General features: G+C 46.9%; 19 protein-coding genes. 2 read left to right on the top strand and 17 right to left on the bottom strand.

What is annotated here, in order from left to right; translation table 11 throughout:
- Positions 1 to 14 precede the first annotated feature (14 nt).
- The 5 genes from AC58QD_RS29290 to AC58QD_RS29270 form a co-directional block, all read right to left on the bottom strand.
- Positions 15 to 1,811 carry an L-fucose isomerase gene (locus AC58QD_RS29290; RefSeq protein ID WP_497338579.1) on the bottom strand — a complete coding sequence of 599 codons (1,797 nt, stop codon included), beginning with the start codon at positions 1,809 to 1,811 and terminating at the stop codon, positions 15 to 17.
- 18 nt (positions 1,812 to 1,829) lie between these two features.
- Positions 1,830 to 2,846, bottom strand: coding sequence for a LacI family DNA-binding transcriptional regulator (locus AC58QD_RS29285; protein ID WP_497338578.1), 1,017 nt, complete (start codon positions 2,844 to 2,846; stop codon positions 1,830 to 1,832).
- A 100-nt stretch (positions 2,847 to 2,946) separates the two neighbouring features.
- Complete coding sequence (locus AC58QD_RS29280; protein ID WP_497338601.1) at positions 2,947 to 3,453, bottom strand: CBO0543 family protein; 507 nt, start codon at positions 3,451 to 3,453, stop codon at positions 2,947 to 2,949.
- Between the two features lie 273 nt (positions 3,454 to 3,726).
- Positions 3,727 to 4,617: a TrmH family RNA methyltransferase gene (locus tag AC58QD_RS29275; protein WP_497338577.1), complete on the bottom strand. Its 891-nt coding sequence runs from the start codon at positions 4,615 to 4,617 to the stop codon at positions 3,727 to 3,729.
- A 7-nt stretch (positions 4,618 to 4,624) separates the two neighbouring features.
- Positions 4,625 to 5,326: a potassium channel family protein gene (locus tag AC58QD_RS29270; protein WP_497338600.1), complete on the bottom strand. Its 702-nt coding sequence runs from the start codon at positions 5,324 to 5,326 to the stop codon at positions 4,625 to 4,627.
- Positions 5,327 to 5,461: 135 nt separating this feature from the next.
- On the opposite strand from AC58QD_RS29270, the gene sspI reads away from it, so the two are divergent.
- Positions 5,462 to 5,674 carry a small acid-soluble spore protein SspI gene (gene sspI / locus AC58QD_RS29265; protein ID WP_497338576.1) on the top strand — a complete coding sequence of 71 codons (213 nt, stop codon included), beginning with the start codon at positions 5,462 to 5,464 and terminating at the stop codon, positions 5,672 to 5,674.
- A 118-nt stretch (positions 5,675 to 5,792) separates the two neighbouring features.
- Here sspI and AC58QD_RS29260 read toward each other — a convergent pair whose 3' ends face one another.
- The 3 genes from AC58QD_RS29260 to zwf all read right to left on the bottom strand — a co-directional run bounded on the left by AC58QD_RS29260 (position 5,793) and on the right by zwf (position 10,295).
- Positions 5,793 to 7,382, bottom strand: coding sequence for a peptide chain release factor 3 (locus tag AC58QD_RS29260; RefSeq protein WP_497338575.1), 1,590 nt, complete (start codon positions 7,380 to 7,382; stop codon positions 5,793 to 5,795).
- Positions 7,383 to 7,637: 255 nt separating this feature from the next.
- Positions 7,638 to 8,555 (bottom strand): NHL repeat-containing protein, encoded by a 918-nt coding sequence (locus AC58QD_RS29255; protein ID WP_497338599.1) that lies wholly within the window; start codon positions 8,553 to 8,555, stop codon positions 7,638 to 7,640.
- A 165-nt stretch (positions 8,556 to 8,720) separates the two neighbouring features.
- A complete protein-coding gene (zwf, locus tag AC58QD_RS29250) occupies positions 8,721 to 10,295 on the bottom strand; it encodes a glucose-6-phosphate dehydrogenase (protein ID WP_497338574.1) in 1,575 nt (524 codons plus the stop codon).
- Positions 10,296 to 10,499: 204 nt separating this feature from the next.
- Between zwf and AC58QD_RS29245 the strand changes: the two genes are divergently transcribed.
- Entirely contained in the window at positions 10,500 to 10,877 is a 378-nt protein-coding gene (locus AC58QD_RS29245) for a hypothetical protein (protein WP_497338573.1), read from the top strand.
- Positions 10,878 to 10,933: 56 nt separating this feature from the next.
- Here AC58QD_RS29245 and AC58QD_RS29240 read toward each other — a convergent pair whose 3' ends face one another.
- From AC58QD_RS29240 to AC58QD_RS29200, 9 genes are all read right to left on the bottom strand, one after another.
- Positions 10,934 to 11,374 carry a GNAT family N-acetyltransferase gene (locus AC58QD_RS29240; RefSeq protein ID WP_497338572.1) on the bottom strand — a complete coding sequence of 147 codons (441 nt, stop codon included), beginning with the start codon at positions 11,372 to 11,374 and terminating at the stop codon, positions 10,934 to 10,936.
- Positions 11,375 to 11,755: 381 nt separating this feature from the next.
- Positions 11,756 to 12,400 carry a response regulator gene (locus AC58QD_RS29235; RefSeq protein ID WP_497338571.1) on the bottom strand — a complete coding sequence of 215 codons (645 nt, stop codon included), beginning with the start codon at positions 12,398 to 12,400 and terminating at the stop codon, positions 11,756 to 11,758.
- 3 nt (positions 12,401 to 12,403) lie between these two features.
- On the bottom strand, positions 12,404 to 13,435 hold the full coding sequence (locus AC58QD_RS29230) for a HAMP domain-containing sensor histidine kinase (protein ID WP_497338598.1): 1,032 nt from the start codon (positions 13,433 to 13,435) through the stop codon (positions 12,404 to 12,406).
- A 36-nt stretch (positions 13,436 to 13,471) separates the two neighbouring features.
- Entirely contained in the window at positions 13,472 to 14,119 is a 648-nt protein-coding gene (gene liaF, locus AC58QD_RS29225) for a cell wall-active antibiotics response protein LiaF (protein WP_497338570.1), read from the bottom strand.
- Positions 14,120 to 14,282: 163 nt separating this feature from the next.
- Positions 14,283 to 15,017 carry a PspA/IM30 family protein gene (locus tag AC58QD_RS29220; protein WP_497338569.1) on the bottom strand — a complete coding sequence of 245 codons (735 nt, stop codon included), beginning with the start codon at positions 15,015 to 15,017 and terminating at the stop codon, positions 14,283 to 14,285.
- A gap of 3 nt (positions 15,018 to 15,020) precedes the next feature.
- Positions 15,021 to 15,491 carry a PspC domain-containing protein gene (locus AC58QD_RS29215; protein ID WP_497338568.1) on the bottom strand — a complete coding sequence of 157 codons (471 nt, stop codon included), beginning with the start codon at positions 15,489 to 15,491 and terminating at the stop codon, positions 15,021 to 15,023.
- Positions 15,488 to 16,162: a PspA/IM30 family protein gene (locus AC58QD_RS29210; protein WP_497338567.1), complete on the bottom strand. Its 675-nt coding sequence runs from the start codon at positions 16,160 to 16,162 to the stop codon at positions 15,488 to 15,490. The genes AC58QD_RS29215 and AC58QD_RS29210 overlap by 4 nt, the downstream gene beginning before the upstream one ends.
- A gap of 42 nt (positions 16,163 to 16,204) precedes the next feature.
- Entirely contained in the window at positions 16,205 to 16,504 is a 300-nt protein-coding gene (locus AC58QD_RS29205) for a LiaF transmembrane domain-containing protein (protein WP_497338566.1), read from the bottom strand.
- A 274-nt stretch (positions 16,505 to 16,778) separates the two neighbouring features.
- Positions 16,779 to 18,398 carry an extracellular solute-binding protein gene (locus AC58QD_RS29200; RefSeq protein ID WP_497338565.1) on the bottom strand — a complete coding sequence of 540 codons (1,620 nt, stop codon included), beginning with the start codon at positions 18,396 to 18,398 and terminating at the stop codon, positions 16,779 to 16,781.
- Positions 18,399 to 18,470 lie beyond the last annotated feature (72 nt).

Here is an 18,470-nt window from a genome sequence, read left to right as displayed (position 1 = left end):
TATAGTACTCTCCTTTAACCGAATAGCGGACCGAAGTTCGCACATGCCCTGAAGTCCGCTCCAATTGGATCATCCACTCCGAAGGCCGACCAGCTGCTCGGGCGGAACACCCGGTCAGCAGTCACATTATGCATGCTGACTGGAATACGCAGCATGGAGGCCAGTGTAATCAGATCGCCGCCGACATGACCATAGCTCACCGAGCAGTGATTGGAGCCCCAATTATTCATAACCGAATATACATCCTTGAACGCACCTGCACCGCTCAGATTCGGTACGAACCACGTCGTTGGCCAAGTGCTGTTGGTTCGTTGATCCAATTGATCATGCACCTCTTGCGGAAGTTCCACCGTATACCCTTCTGCCAACTGCAGCACTGGTCCAAGTCCCTTGATCAGGTTGATCCTGGTCATCGTAACCGGCATACCGCCGCGTGTCTGGAAGTCCGTGGAGTAGCCGCCGCCCCTGAAGAAATCTACAGCAGGGCACCACTTCGTTGCTTCAAGCGATTGTCGTACTTCTTCCTCCGTGATGCTCCAGAAAGGTTTCATCGCAGGCTGACCATCTACAGACTGTTCACCGGTTCCATCCAGCGCAGCCGGTCCTGAATTAATCAGATGGATAACACCGTTCTCCGCTAGCCCATTAAGCGTATGTCCAGTTACACGGCGGACTGCTTCAGGGCTCCAATACGTTCTGACATCGGCGAATATTTGTGCAGCATCGGTTAACAAATGCCCCATAAGCATCGTAACACCGTTCAATGTATCATTCTCGGTGGACATGACGAACGCCTCCCGAATCCCGTTCCAGTCGAACGAACTGGACAGAATAGCCTCCATGAAATCCCCATTAGGGTAATGATCCGTCCAGGCACGCTGTCCCTGAAAGCCTGCTGCTATTGCATTCCGACCTAGCGCTTCTTCTCCATAGCCAATTTCGGCCAGCTTCGGATTGCCTATCATGAGGTCGCGCGCAATGAGCGTCATTTTCACAACCGTCTCCCAATCATGATCTTTCTGTTCTCTCGTCCGCTGTAAGCTAGGAGCATTCACATCTGGACCTTCCTTACAATTCGCCTTCGTCCACTGAAGCGCCAGCTGGTACTCTTCCTTGTCATAAATCCCTCGATCGATACGGCGAATGAACTCGCTCATGTCTACGTATTCGTTCCTCATGCCGAGATAGTCTTGAAAGAACGGCTCATCCGCGATACAACCGGCGATCCCCATCGAGACATTGCCCATCGACAAATATGATTTTCCTCTCATCGTCGCAACAGCCAAGCCAGCCTTGGCGAATTGCAGCAGCTTAGCCTGCACATCCTCTGTAAGGGTCAGGTCTCCGATATCCTGCACATCTCGGCCATAAATACTGAAGGCAGGCAACCCTTTTTGATTATGCGCAGACAGGACAGCCGCCAAATACACGGCTCCCGGACGTTCTGTCCCGTTAAAGCCCCAAATAGCTTTCGGTATGAACGGATCCGTGTCCATCGTTTCGGTGGGATAACACCAGGATGGTGTTACTGTGATCGACACCCCCACATTGTCGCGCGCGAACTTTTCGGCTGCCCGTGCCGCTTCCGCAACCCCGCCAATACATGTATCTGCCACTACACATTCTACAGGCAGTCCGTTAGAATGACGCAGCTGCTCCGACAGGAACCGGGCTACGGTAAGCGCCATTTCCATCGTAACCTCTTCCAATGATTCGCGAATTCCTCCTCGGCGCCCGTCAATAACAGGTCTGATCCCAATCTTCGGCATACTACCCTGCAAGCGATTTCTGAATTCCTTGTTCTGCACCATACAGAATTCCTCCTAGAATTATAATTGCTTTATAACAGGTTTGAAAAGGATTTGCTGCTGCTCTTCATCATGTGCATTCTCATCCTTGCGTCCTAACAACTTAATCAGCAGGAGCTCACCTGCTCGCTTTCCCATTTCATAAGGGGTTTGGCTCACATACAACAATCCTGGCTCTCTCAACAAGCCTGCTGCATCTACTTCTCCATAGGAAGCAAGCAAGATCTCGTTTGGAAGCCGTACTCCGAGACTTGTGAGCTCGAGCAGTACACCGAAGGACATCATATTGTTAAACGAAATCAATGCCGTTGGGCGTTCTGTTAAGCTCATGAAATATTGCACTGCTCGCTTGCCGTCCTCAATAGAGAAATGACCGTGAAAAACCAGGCTTTCATCCAGTTGCTGACCACCTGCTGTCATAGCCTGAACAAACCCTTCGTACCGTTCTTTACCTGTGTTTACGCTTAAAGAGCCATTAATCACACCGATACGGGTATGTCCGCGCTCTAATACTTGTTTGGTTAGCTCATAGGCCCCCTGTCTGTTGTCTTCGGTCACGCTTGCCAGCTTAAGTCCAGCATCGTCACCCAGATTTCGATCAAGCAGGAGAAGCTGGAGACCCGCTTGCGACAACCTCCTGATCACGGCTTCATTATGTCCGGCAGTAGCGAGCACGACAGCATCAACCCGCTTCTCCCATAACACTTGCAGCAGTTCCTCTTCCTTTGTTGGTTCCTCATCCGAGCTGCAGAAAATAAGATGATAGCCTTCCTGACGCACAACATCCTCCAATCCTCTCGATATCGCTGAGAAAAATGGATTCGATATATCAGGAATCACCACTCCGATCGTGTGCGTCCTGTCCTGCTTCAAGCTTCTTGCTACCATATTAGGCTGATAATGAAGCTTCTGAATGGCCTCTTTCACCCTTGCCGTGACTTCATCGCTGACAAAACCGCTGCCTGTTAATACTCGCGATACCGTAGCCGTGGAAACATTGGCCTCCCTGGCCACTTGCTTCATCGTAGCTTGTGACATTGTGCGTAACTCCTCATGTAATCGATTACGTAATCGTTTACATAAAGTATAAAGCTAAATTATTACAATTTCAACCTAAAACTAGCTCATGATTTAATAATTATTTCATTTGTATTAGTGGTATTTGGAAATAAAGAATAAGAAAAACAGTACAAGAAAAACAGAGCAACCATGCCAATAATGGTTTTTTGTGATGAGTTATGATCCCAATAAAAATGAAAAACCAAACAACTAACGACCACCAAAAGTTCCATCCATTGTGATAAGACAATAATTTCAAAAATAAAAATAGGGTCTCGATGACTATAAATAAAATACTCCAAAAGGAAATATAGGCAAGTTGTTTAATGAACTGTGTCTTGTATGGATAACGTGAAAGAAAAATTAATACGATTAAAGGAAGGTTTGTGAAAGCAATAAAAAAATCAGCTATAGTATGATTCGGAGCTAAAAAGGCTTTATGGAAATACCAAAGTGAGTGTTCATATAATACAATAGAGATAAAAAAGTCAATACAAATGGCGAATATTATTGTAGGGTAGTATTTCCTCCAATTTTTCCAATCGGCGTATATCAAAGCGAAAATCAAAAGTATTACTGCAAACATTAAAGGAAAATAAATCGATAGTTTATGAAGCATTATATACCTCCTACAAAATTCCCCTACAGGTCAACCCTTAAAGTAGTTTCTTTTAAATGTGGAATATTTATACTCAGTGCTTCAATGGTCCGTATTTATTAATAAGCACTCCTATAGCTAGTAGTAGTTGACAATTGCCAAAACATAATAAAAAGACCAGAAATCGATCGAATGAAGTGCCGATCCATTTCGGGTCTTTGGTTTTTGAAATCAAGGCTTTGAGCAGAAACTAGTAACTGCTTACAACAACCGCTGTCTCGAAGCCTCGAATAACAGAACGGTCGCTGCCATTGCAACGTTCAATGACTCGGCCCCGCCCGCCATAGGAATAATAACATGCGTATTCACGATGCTGGCGACAGAATCAGACACACCGCGGCCTTCGTTGCCGACAACGAACCATGTGTGGAGCGAGAAATCCACTTCGTAGCAAGATTGCTTAGCTTGTAAACTCGTGTTGACGAGTTGAATCCCGCGCTTATGTGCTTCTTGAAGCAGAGGCTCCAGATCTGCTTCTATAATAGGAAGATGGAATAAGGAACCCATTGTAGAACGGACCGTCTTGGGGTTGTACAAATCTACGGTACCCCGACCTAATACAACAGCCGTAGCCCCAACGGCATCTGCACTCCTTATGATCGTCCCGAGGTTGCCCGGATCCTGCACGCCGTCCACAACTACAACGAGCGAAGCGTGATCCGTCCTTTTAATAATATTTGTGCCCTCTGCTTCTCCCGCAGCATCATTATTCAGACCTCCGCCGTCTGAACGGCAGCCCCACAGCACATTAAGCGAATCACTCCGCTTGTTGACCACCGCAAAAATCCCTTGCGGCGTCTGAGCATCCGTGCATTTGGACAGCACCTCTTCGCTTACGCTCACCCAATCATAAGTGTGCCCTGCAGCAGGATCTTCTGCACTTATCACTTCCCGAATTTCCTGTGGAACACCGCGAAATTCGGCGTAGACGATCGTCTCAATCGAAGCGCCTGAGCGAATGGCTTCTATAACAAGATGTGTGCCTTCTACCAGAAATTTCCCTTGCTGATCCCGCCCCTTTTTCTCCAGCAGACGGCTCCATTGCCTCACTCTATCATTATTGACTGATACTATATTCAACGTCTTGTCCATAAGACCGCTATTCTGAGAACGTCCGCTCGAACTGCTGCAGGTTTTCATTACGGCCTACGACGACGAGAACGTCATTTTCTTTTATTTTATCCTCTGCATAAGGTGCAATATTCATTTTATCTCCTGTTTTGAGCGCCATTACATTGCAGCCATACTTAGCTCTTATGTCTAACTCCCGCAAGTTTTTACCAATCATTGTGCTAGTTGCCTTGATCTCCACAATGCTGTAATCATCCGAAAGCTCGATGTAGTCCAGAATATTAGGCGAGATCAGATGGTGGGCCACTCGGACCCCCATATCCCGTTCCGGGTATACTACCTTATCCGCGCCGATCTTGGTTAACACCTTACCATGCAGCTCGTTCTGAGCTTTCACAATAAGTGCCGGCACACCCATATCCTTTAATATTAAAGTAGTCAGAATACTCGCTTGAATATCTTCTCCAATGGCAACGACCACCACATCGAAATTCCGAATGCCAAGAGCACGCAGCGCTTCCTCGTCTGTTGAATCTGCTTGTACAGCATGGGTAACCATATTCACGACTTCTTGTGTTCGTTGCTCACTGGAATCGATAGCCAACACCTCATAACCTAATCCGTGCAAAGATTTGGCCACACTAGAGCCGAAGCGCCCCATACCGATAATGGCATATTGTTTCGCTTTCATTCGCTTGCCCCTTCCCACGCGCTCTCGATTAATCTTCATTTTTTCCAACATTATACCATATTTCAATCCTTTCCCCTATCCGCATTAATCAGCCACATACATGTTCTACCCAATAAAGCACATCCTAAACAAGGTTGCCGTATAAAGTTTATTTAGTCTGGAGGAATCTCTTACGTGCAAATTGATTTGAGGCAGGCCATCTTTCAGCGTGTCCATGATAAATCCACCGATGAGCTGCACGAGGTGATTCAACTATCCATTCACGGGCAAGAGCTTGTGCTTCCAGGACTCGGAGTCTTGTTTGAAATCATTTGGGAACACAGCTCTTTGGACGTGCAGCATCAGCTGGTCGAGACCTTACACACTCAATTACAATTAAGGCAATAAGCACACAAGTCGCTTTCCCTGCTATTAACACAGTAAAGACCGTCCTATTCTGCACAATAGGACGGTCTTCTTTATTCAGTATTTCTATCTGATTCAATCGCCGGCCAACACCACAAACTTAAGGAGCGGTCTCCAGGAACTTGGCCTTAGGCATTTTCTCCATTGCAGTACGCATCGCATATTCATTCTCGAATAAGGCTACATAATTGTCCTTCTTATCCTTTACAAGCTGAGAGTTGATGCGGAATTTGGTAGGATCCAAGGAATCGTCCACTACCCAGCGAGCGAATTGGTAAGGCAGACGTTGAAGAATAATGTCCACGCCGTACTCACTGCGCATACGATGCTCCATTACCTCAAACTGCAGCTGGCCGACTACACCCAGGATGATCTCATCGAAACCAACGGTTGTATGGAACACTTGAATCGTGCCCTCTTCCGTAAGCTGGTCGACGCCTTTGAGGAATTGTTTCTGCTTCAGCGCATTCTTAATCGTTACTTTGCTGAATAACTCTGGAGAGAACGTTGGCAATTCATCGTATACAATTTCTTTACCCTGTGATAAAGAGTCGCCGATGCGGAATATACCTGGATCGAATAGTCCAATAATGTCGCCTGGATAAGCAGTGTCCACGATATCTCGGTCCTGTGCCAGGAACTGTTGCGGCTGCGAGAGCTTAATATCTTTACCTACACGAATATGCTTGACGGTCATTCCCCGTTCGAACTTCCCGGACACGATACGCAGGAAAGCAATACGATCGCGGTGAGCCGGGTTCATGTTTGCCTGAATCTTGAACACATATCCGCTGAAGCTTGGATAGCTCGGGTCGATTTCCCCTTCACTGCTTTTACGCGGGGCCGGTGTTGGTGCTAAGGAGAGGAAGTTTTCCAGGAATGTCTGAACACCGAAGTTATTGATCGCACTTCCGAAGAAAACCGGTGTCAGCTCACCTTGACGCACTTTCTCTATGTCAAATGCATCGCCTGCAACGTCCAGAAGCATCAGTTCTTCTTGCAACTGATCGTATAAATAATCTCCGGCAATTTCTTTGACCAATGGATCCTCATACCCGCTGACGGAGGTTACGCTAATTTCTTGATGGTCGTCACCCTTGAATAGCTCAACTTGTGTCTTCTCACGATCATATACTCCACAGAACTGTTTGCCTGAACCAATTGGCCAATTCATTGGATAAGAGCGAATACCTAATACTTGCTCAAGCTCCTCTAACAGCTCAAAAGGGTTACGTCCCTCACGGTCCATCTTATTGATGAATGTGAAGATCGGAATGCCTCGCTGACGACATACCTGGAACAGCTTCTTCGTCTGGGTCTCGACCCCTTTAGCGGAGTCTATAAGCATGACGGCGCTGTCTGCGGCTGTCAGAGTTCGATAAGTATCTTCACTAAAGTCTTGGTGACCCGGTGTATCCAGAATATTAATCCGGTGACCGTTATAATCGAATTGCATCACACTTGAGGTTACAGAGATCCCCCGCTGCTTCTCAATCTCCATCCAGTCGGAGGTGGCATGCTTGCTTGCCTTGCGGCCTTTAACCGTACCTGCCAACCGAATGGCGCCTCCGAATAATAACAACTTCTCGGTAAGCGTCGTTTTCCCGGCATCCGGGTGAGAAATAATGGCGAATGTGCGCCGTTTCTGAACTTCTTTCTCAATTTCGTTATCAATCGCTTTGTTACTCATGCAGCCTATCCCTTCATTGGTTAACTTTTATTGGTCAAGAATCATACATTACATGAATGTATAAGTCTTGTGACTAGGTTTGTGTGGGCAAGAACGTCTGGACATGCCTTCACTTGCGGTACAGAATATTGCTTTCTTATTATATCCGTTTTATGGATCAAATGTAAGGGAGCCCTCCGTCCTCATGAAAAAAAGCCGATTCGTCAAATAACGAACAGGCTGGATATACTGGAAAGCATAAGTGCTATTGGAGCCTTATTTCCTAACTAACTTCGTAATTCTTCCGGTTGGAACCCATTCCGCAACATAGATAGATCCCTCGGAATCCACACATAACCCATGCGGGGAGACAAAGCGGTCATCCGCCCATTCCGTCTCTGGCCGTCTAGGCCAACCTTCTTTCTTCCATGCTTCCGCGTCTTCACCAAGGTGAGCCAGAAACTTGTCATCTTTGTCTAGTATCGTAACCCGACTATGCAAATCTGGTATGTAGAGCTCCTCGCCATGTGTGTAGAAACAGCACGGCAAGTCTAACATCTCTTGGACAAAACGAAGGTGCTGTCCTTCAAGCGTGAATACCTGTATACGATGATTGCTCCGATCGGCAACATAAACTTCTGCTTGATCCTTGCCTTTCCGCGTATCAATCCAGATGCCGTGCGGACAACTCATTTGACCGGCATCAGAGCCTTTTCCGCCCCATGAGCGAATATGTTCTCCATCCTTGCGGTATTGGTGAATCCAGCTCTGGCCATAGCCGTCACATACGTAGAAATCACCATTGGGAGCTACAGCCACATCGGTAGGCGAGTACTTCAAGCCCTCTCCATATACATCTGGCAAGTCCGGAATACCCAGCTCAAGTACAATTTTGCCATCCAACGTTGTCTTTACAACCTTACCGCCGTTACCCGTGTCAGTCAAATAAAGATACTCTCCATCGCTTTCCTGACTCAGGAACAAACCGTGAGCTCCAGTACCGAACCCAATGCTCCAGGAATTCAAGAATACACCATCCGGACCTAGTACAACAATCTGCTCTTCCCCAGTATTATGTACGTAAAACCGTCCCTGCGAGTCTACATCAATCCCGTGCGTATTCCCTAACTTCAAGCCATCCGGCAGTTGACACCATCCAACCGCAACCTCATACGTGTGTTTGCCTGTCCCCATTGTTGCCACGAAGAGCACCTCCCAAGACTTTTATCCACATCTTGGATAAGTATACCACCAATCACGTTCTAACTGGTATCATCTCATATGACAAAAACCTTTGGAGAAAATCACTGAAATAAAAAGACGCTAGAAGTATTGCCCCTTCTAACGCCCCATAACATGTTATTTCGCTGTTCCTGTTGAGCCATCAACAGGCTCTAAAGGAACGATCTCGCCTTCGTGCTGACCGTTCACCGGCCACCAACGGAATCCATCGCGTTGGAGCAGCTCATGCGACCCTTTCGGCCCCCACGAACCGGCAGGGTACAAGTGCAGTTCGTTGCTCTCCGCTTTCCATGCTTGCTCGATCCGGTCTACGAACTTCCAGGCTAAGGCTACCTCATCCCAACGCGTGAAATAAGTGGAGTCGCCTCTAGATGCATCATACAACAATCTCTCATAGGCTTCCGGCGTGTTGATCCCTACTTCACTGCTTTGGCAGAAATCCATGGCGATTGGAACGATCCCCCATTGCGAACCAGGGCGCTTGGCATTCATCTTCAGATAAATACCCTCGTTCGGGTTCACACGGAAGACCAACAGATTCGGTTCAAGCGGTGTCTTTTTGGCAAAGTAAATATTATCCGGCATGTTCTTAAATTCGACAACAACTTCTGTCGTCTTCACTGGCAGCCGCTTGCCTGTCCGAATATAGAAAGGGACTCCAGCCCAACGGAAATTGTCCACGAATACTTTGGCAGCGAAATAAGTTTCTGTCGAGGAATCATCTGGAACTCCCTCTTCTGAGCGATAAGCCGGTAAAGGCTTACCCTTATGAGAGCCGGATGAATATTGACCGCGAATAACGTTCGCCTGTACTTCCTCATCCGAGGAGTACGTGCGCAAGGATCGCAGCACCTTAACCTTCTCATCCCTAATATCTTCCGGGTGCAGGCGGCTTGGCGGCTCCATAGCCATCATCGTCACCATCTGCAGCATATGGTTCTGCCCCATATCCCGCAAAGCGCCTGAATGGTCGTAGTAACCTCCGCGCTCTTCAACACCGACCGTTTCGCTTAGTGTGATTTGAATATTAGCAATGTATTTGTTGTTCCAGAGCGGCTCGAAGAATGCATTGGAGAATCGCAGCACCTCAATGTTCTGAACCATTTCTTTACCAAGGTAGTGGTCAATTCGATACACTTCTTTCTCACGGAACACTTCTCGTATCTGTTGATTCAGTTGTTCTGCAGAAGTGAGATCATACCCGAACGGCTTCTCGATCACGAGTCTGTGCCAACCTTTAGATTCCAGCAATCCGCCAGATTTGAGGTTGAATGATACATTTCCGAATAACTCGGGTGCTAGAGCCAAGTAGAATAGTCGATTGCCTCCAACCTTGAATTCCTCGTCCAACTGATCTGCCAGAGTTCTTAGTTGTACAAAACCATCGACATCATTCGTATTCAGGGACATGTAATGAAAATGACTGGCGAACTGATTCCATTGTGATTCATTATCAGCCTTGTAACGAGCGAACTCCTCGATAGAGTTGTATAGATCCTGCCGGAACTGCTCGTTCGTACGACTGCGTCTGGCCAGTCCAATTACAGCAAAATTCTCTGCGAGCTTGCCTTCCCGGTACATACTGTACAAAGCAGGAAATAACTTACGTCTAGCCAAGTCTCCGGTTGCCCCGAAGATGAAATATACAGCGCCACCAGATGGTGCTGACGCATGAATTGGAGTATTATCCATCAGATTCATCACTTTCCTATGTATGATAAAGGAGCTGCCTCACATTTGTCAGGCTATGTACAGTAGTTTAGCATATCCCAAGCGGACAATCCATTGTTGCTTCAAAGTGAAATTGGGCGGCCATCCTGTAGGCATCTATCCATACGCAACAGCCTTGATGAGAATAGCCTAATCCTATATCCTTATGGAGGTGCTAGTGAGCACATGAGATTGATAAGCCCCATTAAACAGGAACAATGCAGCCGACTGATCGGGTTACCTGTCTGTACCATTCTTCAAGATGGATCCCGCCATTTCGGAGTACTGAGTCGAGCTCAGAATGGAAAGCTCTATCTGAATGATGATGGAGAAAAAGCCAAAACATCTGCTAACCCAGAGAAGGCCATCTCAGCAGTCAACAAGAAATCTAGAGTAACCTCGAAAGCCATTATTACGAATGACGCTCCCACTAAAATAGTAAATTCACAGCCCTTCGACAATGGATTCCCGGATTTTGGAGCTTATGGCCTGTCAAGAAGTTTCAATAACAACAGTAGGAAAGTAGTAGATCTAGCATCCGTCTCCGTATTGTTCCCGTTGTGATCTTTCTCGCATGAATGGCCGGCTGTTCTCACAATGGATCGCCGGCCGCTTTTATTTTAAAGTCGTTTATCCATGGAAAAGCACTCAATGGCGGCTATGTGATCACGATAAGCATACCCTTTTCCCAGGTAAAATTGTTGGGCTAACCGATTGGACTGATCCACGTAAAGAACGGCATAATCGCATCCTTGCTTTCTACCGTAGCGTTCTGCAAGCTTCATGAGTTCGGAGCCTTGCCCCTTTCCCTGCGCCCTCCGTTTAACAGCGATCATATCGATGTTCAGCATTTTTTCGTGAATCAGACAATTGACAAATCCAATTAATCGCATACCTTGACCTAGTAATACAAAGGTCGAGCCACTTGATAACCTTTTGGACAGCAAATCGCGATTTAACGCAACTTCAGACATATTCCGTTTGGAATGGGGCAGCAGCTCATTACGGATAAGATCCATTATTCCCCGGTCATCCCGCCCTGCAATCCGTTTCCTTATCATCCGCTTCATCCCCTGTGTTTCTTGGTGCTTCCGCTTTATCCTATGCTAATTGTCTTGGGAAGGATCGGAAATGGGATGTTATAAACAAAAAAAAACGGCTGTGCGCCGTTTCCCCAGGTGGAGAGAACCCGACATTGCCGGGCTGCAATCCTGACTAATTCTATTACTTACGCCACTTATTGCTCATCGCCCAAGTGAATAACACCGTCAACACGATAAACACAATAAGGACTATTAACTGCATGCCGCTCATTCGTCTACGTTCTCCTTTGATTCCCGTTACCCTGATTCTGCTAATGTGTATCCACTGTCAGGGCTTGCCAACCATATGCTACTATTGTAAAGCCTGCGCAATGGATAGTCAAAGCGTTCGCCATCGAATTATTCAGCTAACCCATTTTTGAATGCATAGATGGCAGCCTGCGTCCGGTCCTCTACTCCAAGCTTGGCCAAAATATTTGTGACGTGGAATTTGACCGTCTTTACACCTATGTAAAGGTCATCTGCCACTTCTTGATTGGACTTGCCTTTGGCGATCAGCCGAAGCACCTCCATCTCACGATCAGTTAGCTCTTCGTGAGGAGCTGCTTCTTGCTTAGGTTGGCGGAAGCGGTTCATCATCTTAGCCGCTACCTGCGACTCCAGAATGGACTGCCCCCTAGCCGCAGCTCGAATGGCTTGAGCGATCTCGGAAGCACGGGACGTCTTCAGCAAATAACTGAACGCGCCTGCTTCGATAACCGGATACATCTTTTCATCATCCAGATAACTGGTAAGAACAATGACTTTGCATTCCGGGTATAGCTGTAATAGCTTGCGCGTAGTCTCAATCCCATCCATGCCTTCCATGACTAGATCCATAAGCACAACATCCGGTCGGTACTCTTGAGCTAGACGAATGCCATCGAGCCCATTGCTTGCTTCCCCTACAACTTCAATCTGGTCTTCTGTTCCCAAGACGGCAGCCAGTCCAATGCGGACCATCTCATGATCGTCTACTAGCAAAACTTTAATAGAATCGTCCATCGCTTAAGTTTCCCCTTCCTCTTCAACCAATAATATCGGTACACGAATCTCGATCCGAGTGCCCTTCCCGGGGGCTGTGATGAAATTAATGGTACCGCCGATTTCGTTTACACGTTCTTTCATGGACTGAATGCCGTAGGAGGCTAGCTTGCCTTCATCAAGCTTGAATCCGACACCATTGTCCCGGATCGACAGTCGAATATTATCTGAAGGTCGGATCAGCTTGAGCTCCATAATCGTAGCCTTAGAATGTCGAAGTGTATTAGATAGCGCCTCTTGGACGATGCGGAACAGATGGTCCTCAATCCCTTTTGGAAGCCGAATCTGCTCATCCATATCCCATGAAATATCGATAGGCACCTTCGCCTGCAGCTCTTGCAGCAGGTCCATCAACCCTTGCGATAATCGCTTTCCTTCCAGATGGACAGGACGCAAGTGCAGCAGTAGAGCTCGCATCTCCGATTGAGCGACAGATGACATCTCTTCGATCAGCGCAATTTGCCGTCGAGCCTTCTCGAAATCCTTCTCTAGCGTTCGCCCAACTGCTGTTGCAGTCATCGAGATCGCGAATAGCTGCTGGCTTACTGCATCATGCAGCTCACGCGCAAGTCGTTGACGCTCTTCCACAATGGCGGATAGGCGGGCCTTCTCGGCCAGCTCTGCGTTGTTGGTCGACAGCCGCTGCAAGGAGGACACCTGCTCCTCCCACTTCGTGCTGATTCGACCTAATTGATAGCCAAGGCGGCCTATCTCGTCGTCCCCGAGCTTAGGAATCTGGCGGCTCAGGTTGCCCTTCTCCAGATGCAGCATGGAATCACCAAGCAGCTCCAGCCTTCGCTTCATGCGGCTGCTCGACCAGAAGCCGTAAACACCGCCAATCACAACCACGATGCCTATTAACAGAAGACTGAACTGTAGCCCCTCCCACCATGATGGGAAAGGGCGAATATAATCGTAATAATACAGCGGGTAGACGACCGTGCCAAACATCGCAAGACTCAGAAGAATCGATTCGCCCATACTGCGCCATATCATATTGGTCAGTTTTTTATCCAAAGGACGATCCTCCGTCTACACGATTTTTATATCAATGTCCCCTACCAGGTAGGAAACAATTAATTTCACTTTTTGGTCGCTCGTCTCATAATTGGGAGATTGCCAGATGATCTTATTCAGAACCCCGGTATCTTTCTCACGAGCTACATCAATTTGTCCGACAATAACAGAGGCCGTGACACTTACACCCAAATCCTCCGGTACGATAATGTCCACATCTCCCAGAACACCTTGTAAAACTAGTGTAGTTTCTTGCTGCTCCGGCAGGGCCAGAGACAAATCAATATAAATTTCTCCAATCAGGTTCCACATACTCGAACTCTTAAGGACCCAAGATTCTTTGTCCCATTTGATACTCTCGATGAAGCTGTGCTTCTGGAAATGACCTTCTCCTCGATGTGCGCGCTTGGAATTCATATAAAACAATCCCAGCGAAATCAGCACAATCGAGAGTATAAAGGTAAAATGGTTGCTGAAAAAAATAACGATCCCGATACCCAATATCAGATAGCCGGATTTGTCCGGGGCCGTTCGGATCTTATACAAGCCCAACAACACAAATACGAGGGCGGCAGTGGTGAAGAAGCTTACATAATGATCAATCAGGATAAACAACCCTGCTGCTATTAGCACCAAAGCCGTATTCCGATTACGTTGATCCATTGCCGCACCTCCTTAACTTTTTTGTAGAAAATGCACTTCGTAAGCATACCTATTAAAACCTATTCATATGAGAAGAGCCATAGCGGCGACTAGCGGCCGTCCTATGGCTGGCTTCCATTAGAATATCACAGTTACATCATTGCTACCAAGCTTTTGTTCAAGCTTATTCGGCAACACTCACACCTGCTGGTTCACTCTTTGGAGATGTAGCAGGAGCTGCCGTTCCGATTGACAACTTGGCTTTTAACTGTTGCAATTGCTGATCCACCTTCTCTTGTTTGGAAGCATCCAGGGCAGGAACCGAATTGTAGGACGATGCCGGGATGAATGGCTTGCGGGAAATTTCAGCTTCCACTTCGAGCTGCATAATCTTCTCTTCCATACGGTGGAAGCCGCGCGATGCACTGCCGCTCTCGATCGTATTCGTGTAGCTCACTTGTGCCATTTGCTTCTTGGCTTGAGCCAATTGCGCACGGGTTACAAGCTCATTCCGTTTGTTGCGCATTTTGTAGAACTCATCTTTCATCTCATGCAGCTGTTGCAATAACTCTTCAGCTTGTGCTTTGGATTGAACGTGCATTTCGCTGTACTCTACAATCTTTTGATCGTAGTACAATTTCTCTTCCAAAGCTTGACGTGCGCTTGCTTCATGGCCGTTCTTCAATGCCTCGCCTGCTTTTGCTTCACGATCTGCACTCAGGCGAACCGATTCATTCAGACGCTCTTGAAGCTTGCGTTCATTTGCGATTTGTCGAGCTACTGTGACCTCAGCTGTAGCGATTTCCTCCTCCATATCCCGAATGTATTGGTTCAGCATCATAATCGGGTCCTCTACCTTATCCAGCAGTTCATTTACCGACGCCTTCGTCATATCTTTAATCCTTTTAAATACTCCCATTGTTTACACTTCTCCCTTCTCATAGTTAGACAGTTTAGTTTTTAAATCTTGAATTTCTTTCCACATAGCTTTCTTCTCAATATCCTGCATCATATCATCCAGGTGAGTGGCTTCTGATACAGGTGCTGCTTGTGACCCGTGGTTGCGACTAGGGTTGTAGGCCTGGTTGTTCATCCCGTTGTTGTAGCCAGCTCCATGCGGGTACCCAGCTGTACCATGGGACATCGGTGCTCCATGGCCCATTCCCCCGTACCCATTCCAGCCGCTCATTGGCGGTGCTGTGAAGGTAGGCTCTTTGGGTATCATCAGAGCGGCGATGAAGTAGATCGGAATCATAAGACCGCCCGTAAAGAAGATTGTAACTACGACAACCAGCCTGAGCAGGGTAGAATCCACACCTAACATCTCGGATAAGCCACCGCACAAACCGAATAGCTTCTTGTCCCTCTGCGAACGATAAAGTTTACCGGTCATTTCAACCAACCTTCCTTCTCCAGCTTCTGCCGCAAGTTCTGCATTTCTCGCTCAAGCGCCTGCCCCATTGCGGCTCCGGCGTGGGCTAACTCTTGACCTACTCGTCGCACATCTCGCAGGGATTGCGCCTCTACTTCCATATCCGAGATGCGTTCCTCCAGCCGAGTAAACGCTCTACTGCCTGATCCTGCGCTCATGCCGTTCATTCTGGCATTCATCTGCTGCTGCAATCGTACGGATTGCAGTCGAGCCATGTAGTAGTGACGCTTGCTGAGCACCTCGTCAAAGTCTCGTTTCAACTCTTCTAATTTATCCTGCAGCTCAACGATAGAGTGTTTACTTTGTTCGTACAGGCTTGAGTATCTTTCATAGGTCTCCTCATGCTGGAGCTTTTCTTGTAGCGCCATCTTGGCGACCTGCTCTTCACCGGCCTTGAGAGCCAGCATAGCTTGTTGTTCACGCTTGTCCTTCATTTGTTCGGCTGTAATCACTTGTTGACGAATGGTCTGTGCATGCACCAGCATTTGTTGATACAGCTTCTCGGATTCCTGAATTTGCTGCTTCTGCGCTGTTAAGTACTGATCGATCAAGCGTACTGGATCTTCCGCATGCTCCAGCTTCTCATTAAGCGTTGCAACCGTTATATCTCTCACCCGCTTCATCAGGCTCATCCTTCTACCTCCTCTTAGTATGAATGTTGAATAGAAACTGGATTAATTTGTGTTTGGGCTTCTCTTCAGTAATGTAACTCCGTACCCGATCAGCCCAGCTGCTATAAGAATTGCGAACAAGCCTGAGAATTTGCCAAGAAGAGCTAGCAACCCAATGACCAGTACCGCCCATCCGAAAAATTTACTTCCATTCCGAATGCCGATGTACCCTAGGCCTATCATAGCAAGTGGGAACAATATCCCCATCAGACTGCCAAGACCGAACCCAAGCTTACCTAGAAGAATCAAGCCTCCGCAAGCGATCAGGAACAGTGCCCAACCTGTATTCCGATTGATTTTCATCGTATTCACCGCCTTCCTTTATGCGTTTCGTTCATGTCTTTATTCTAGGTTATATTCCAATTGTCTAAAACGGACCACCGACGGTTTCTGCCCTAGACCTTGGTCGAGTCCATGAACCGTTCTCAGGGTACCATTCAGCGGGGCTTGGGAAGGGGACAAGGCATTTGTTATTGTGCAGGGTGTGTCGTAACGCAGAAACGAACAGTTATAATTAAAAAGAGCAGAAACCCAAATGGTCTCTGCTCCCGCTGCTTCAACTTCCATCCGATATCTACTATAACCGCTTTTTGAAACGATCAAACGCAGTCTGCATGATGGTTACAGCTTGATCGATCCCCATCAATTTGAGCTTCATTACGTAATCGTCATACCTATCGATCTGTTCGACACCCATAATAAATTTAACGATCATCTCGTCATTGTAGGTGTTGATGTCGTTCATTATTTTTCCGAGCTTATCGTTCTCTTCGGCAGTAGGGGTTACTGGTGGCAATATGTTCTCACCCGTCGCCTTTGCCCAAGTTTCTTTGGCATCCTTCTGTTGCTGCAACCCTGTCATTTGCTCCATCACTCTGCGATCATATTCGAAAGGACCGCTCGAATTCGATAAAGCGTAACGCGCCAACGCATGCGTTTTTGGCAGATTCTTCGGATTATTCATGATTTCGTTAGTTAAAGTCGGATATCCATTGATCATCTTATAGCTCACTTCAGGTACGCCGAAGTTAAACATCATATGTCCATCCTCGTTGTAGGCGTAATCCAACCACTTCATAGTCTCGTGCGGATGTTTGTTCGTTCCTGAAATCGCAGCGCCCAACCCGTTATATGTCGGCTCCGGAGCCCCGAATTTATTCGTTTCCCCTGTTTTCAGCACCGGGTAAGGTGCGCCGATCAGATTAAAGCCAGGGTTTATTTTCGTTAACATGTCCAAATATTTGCCCATACCGCTAGCCACATAACCGGAAAAAGCGCCAAGTACATTTGACGTTACTTTCTGGTCACGTAATCTTGTATCGGTTGCAGCAAAATCCTTATCGATTAACCCTTCTTTATACCATTGTGACATCGTTGTGATAAATGATTTGAATCCAGGCTCGATGGGGCCGTATTTGATCTTCCCGTTATCTTGATAGAAGGAGTTGGGAGTTACCCCAAAAGCACTTGAGAACGTCAACATTTGATCCAGTTTGTTAAATACCAGAGGTATTTCATCCTTCTGGTTGTTGGAGTTCGGATCCCGATCCTTGAACGCAGACAGCACAGTGTGCCATTCATCGATAGTGGTCGGTGCGTTAAGAGCCAATTTATCCAGCCAGTCTTTGCGCAGTATTGGACCGAAAACAACCTTAGACCAATTGTCAAGATTTAAAAACGGAATCACGTATATATTGCCTTCGTCGGTTGAGATAAGCTTTTTAATATCAGGATGCTCCCTCAAAAATTTGCTGAAATTCGGAGCATTGATGTCGATTAACTCGTTTAAACGAAGGATAGTTTTATCTTTAATTGCATTGTCAGGTCCTTTCGGAACATCCTTCCATGAATGAACAATGATATCAGGCAATTTACCCGTTGCTATTATCAGACTAAGCTGCTCATCTGCTTTCATGTTTTCAGACGGATGCTGAAAAACAACTTTCGTTCCTGTGATTTTCTCCAGTTGTTTGTAGACGCCAATTTCACTATAATTTTTTAACGTTGCCCCTGCTTCCGCATTTAACCAAACCCAGTATGAAAGATTAGCTGGATATCCGACTTTATCCGGTACATTGGACTCATCAGATGCAATGTTGCTTATACCATCGGAACCTTTCTTAATTCCGCCCGTGCAGCTTCCTGTAACGAGTGAAGCTGCACAAACAGCAGCCAGCAGCTTGATTATTTTTTTCATTATTCCTCCTCACCCTCTGAGATGAAGCTTAGTCCAAGAGTCATATTGATGCATTATCCTTTTACGGGTTCG

It is taken from the genome of Paenibacillus sp. J2R1T-4 (assembly GCF_059692235.1).
Note: the sequence above shows the minus strand (reverse complement) of the source record. Positions and strands in the feature narration are given on the sequence as shown.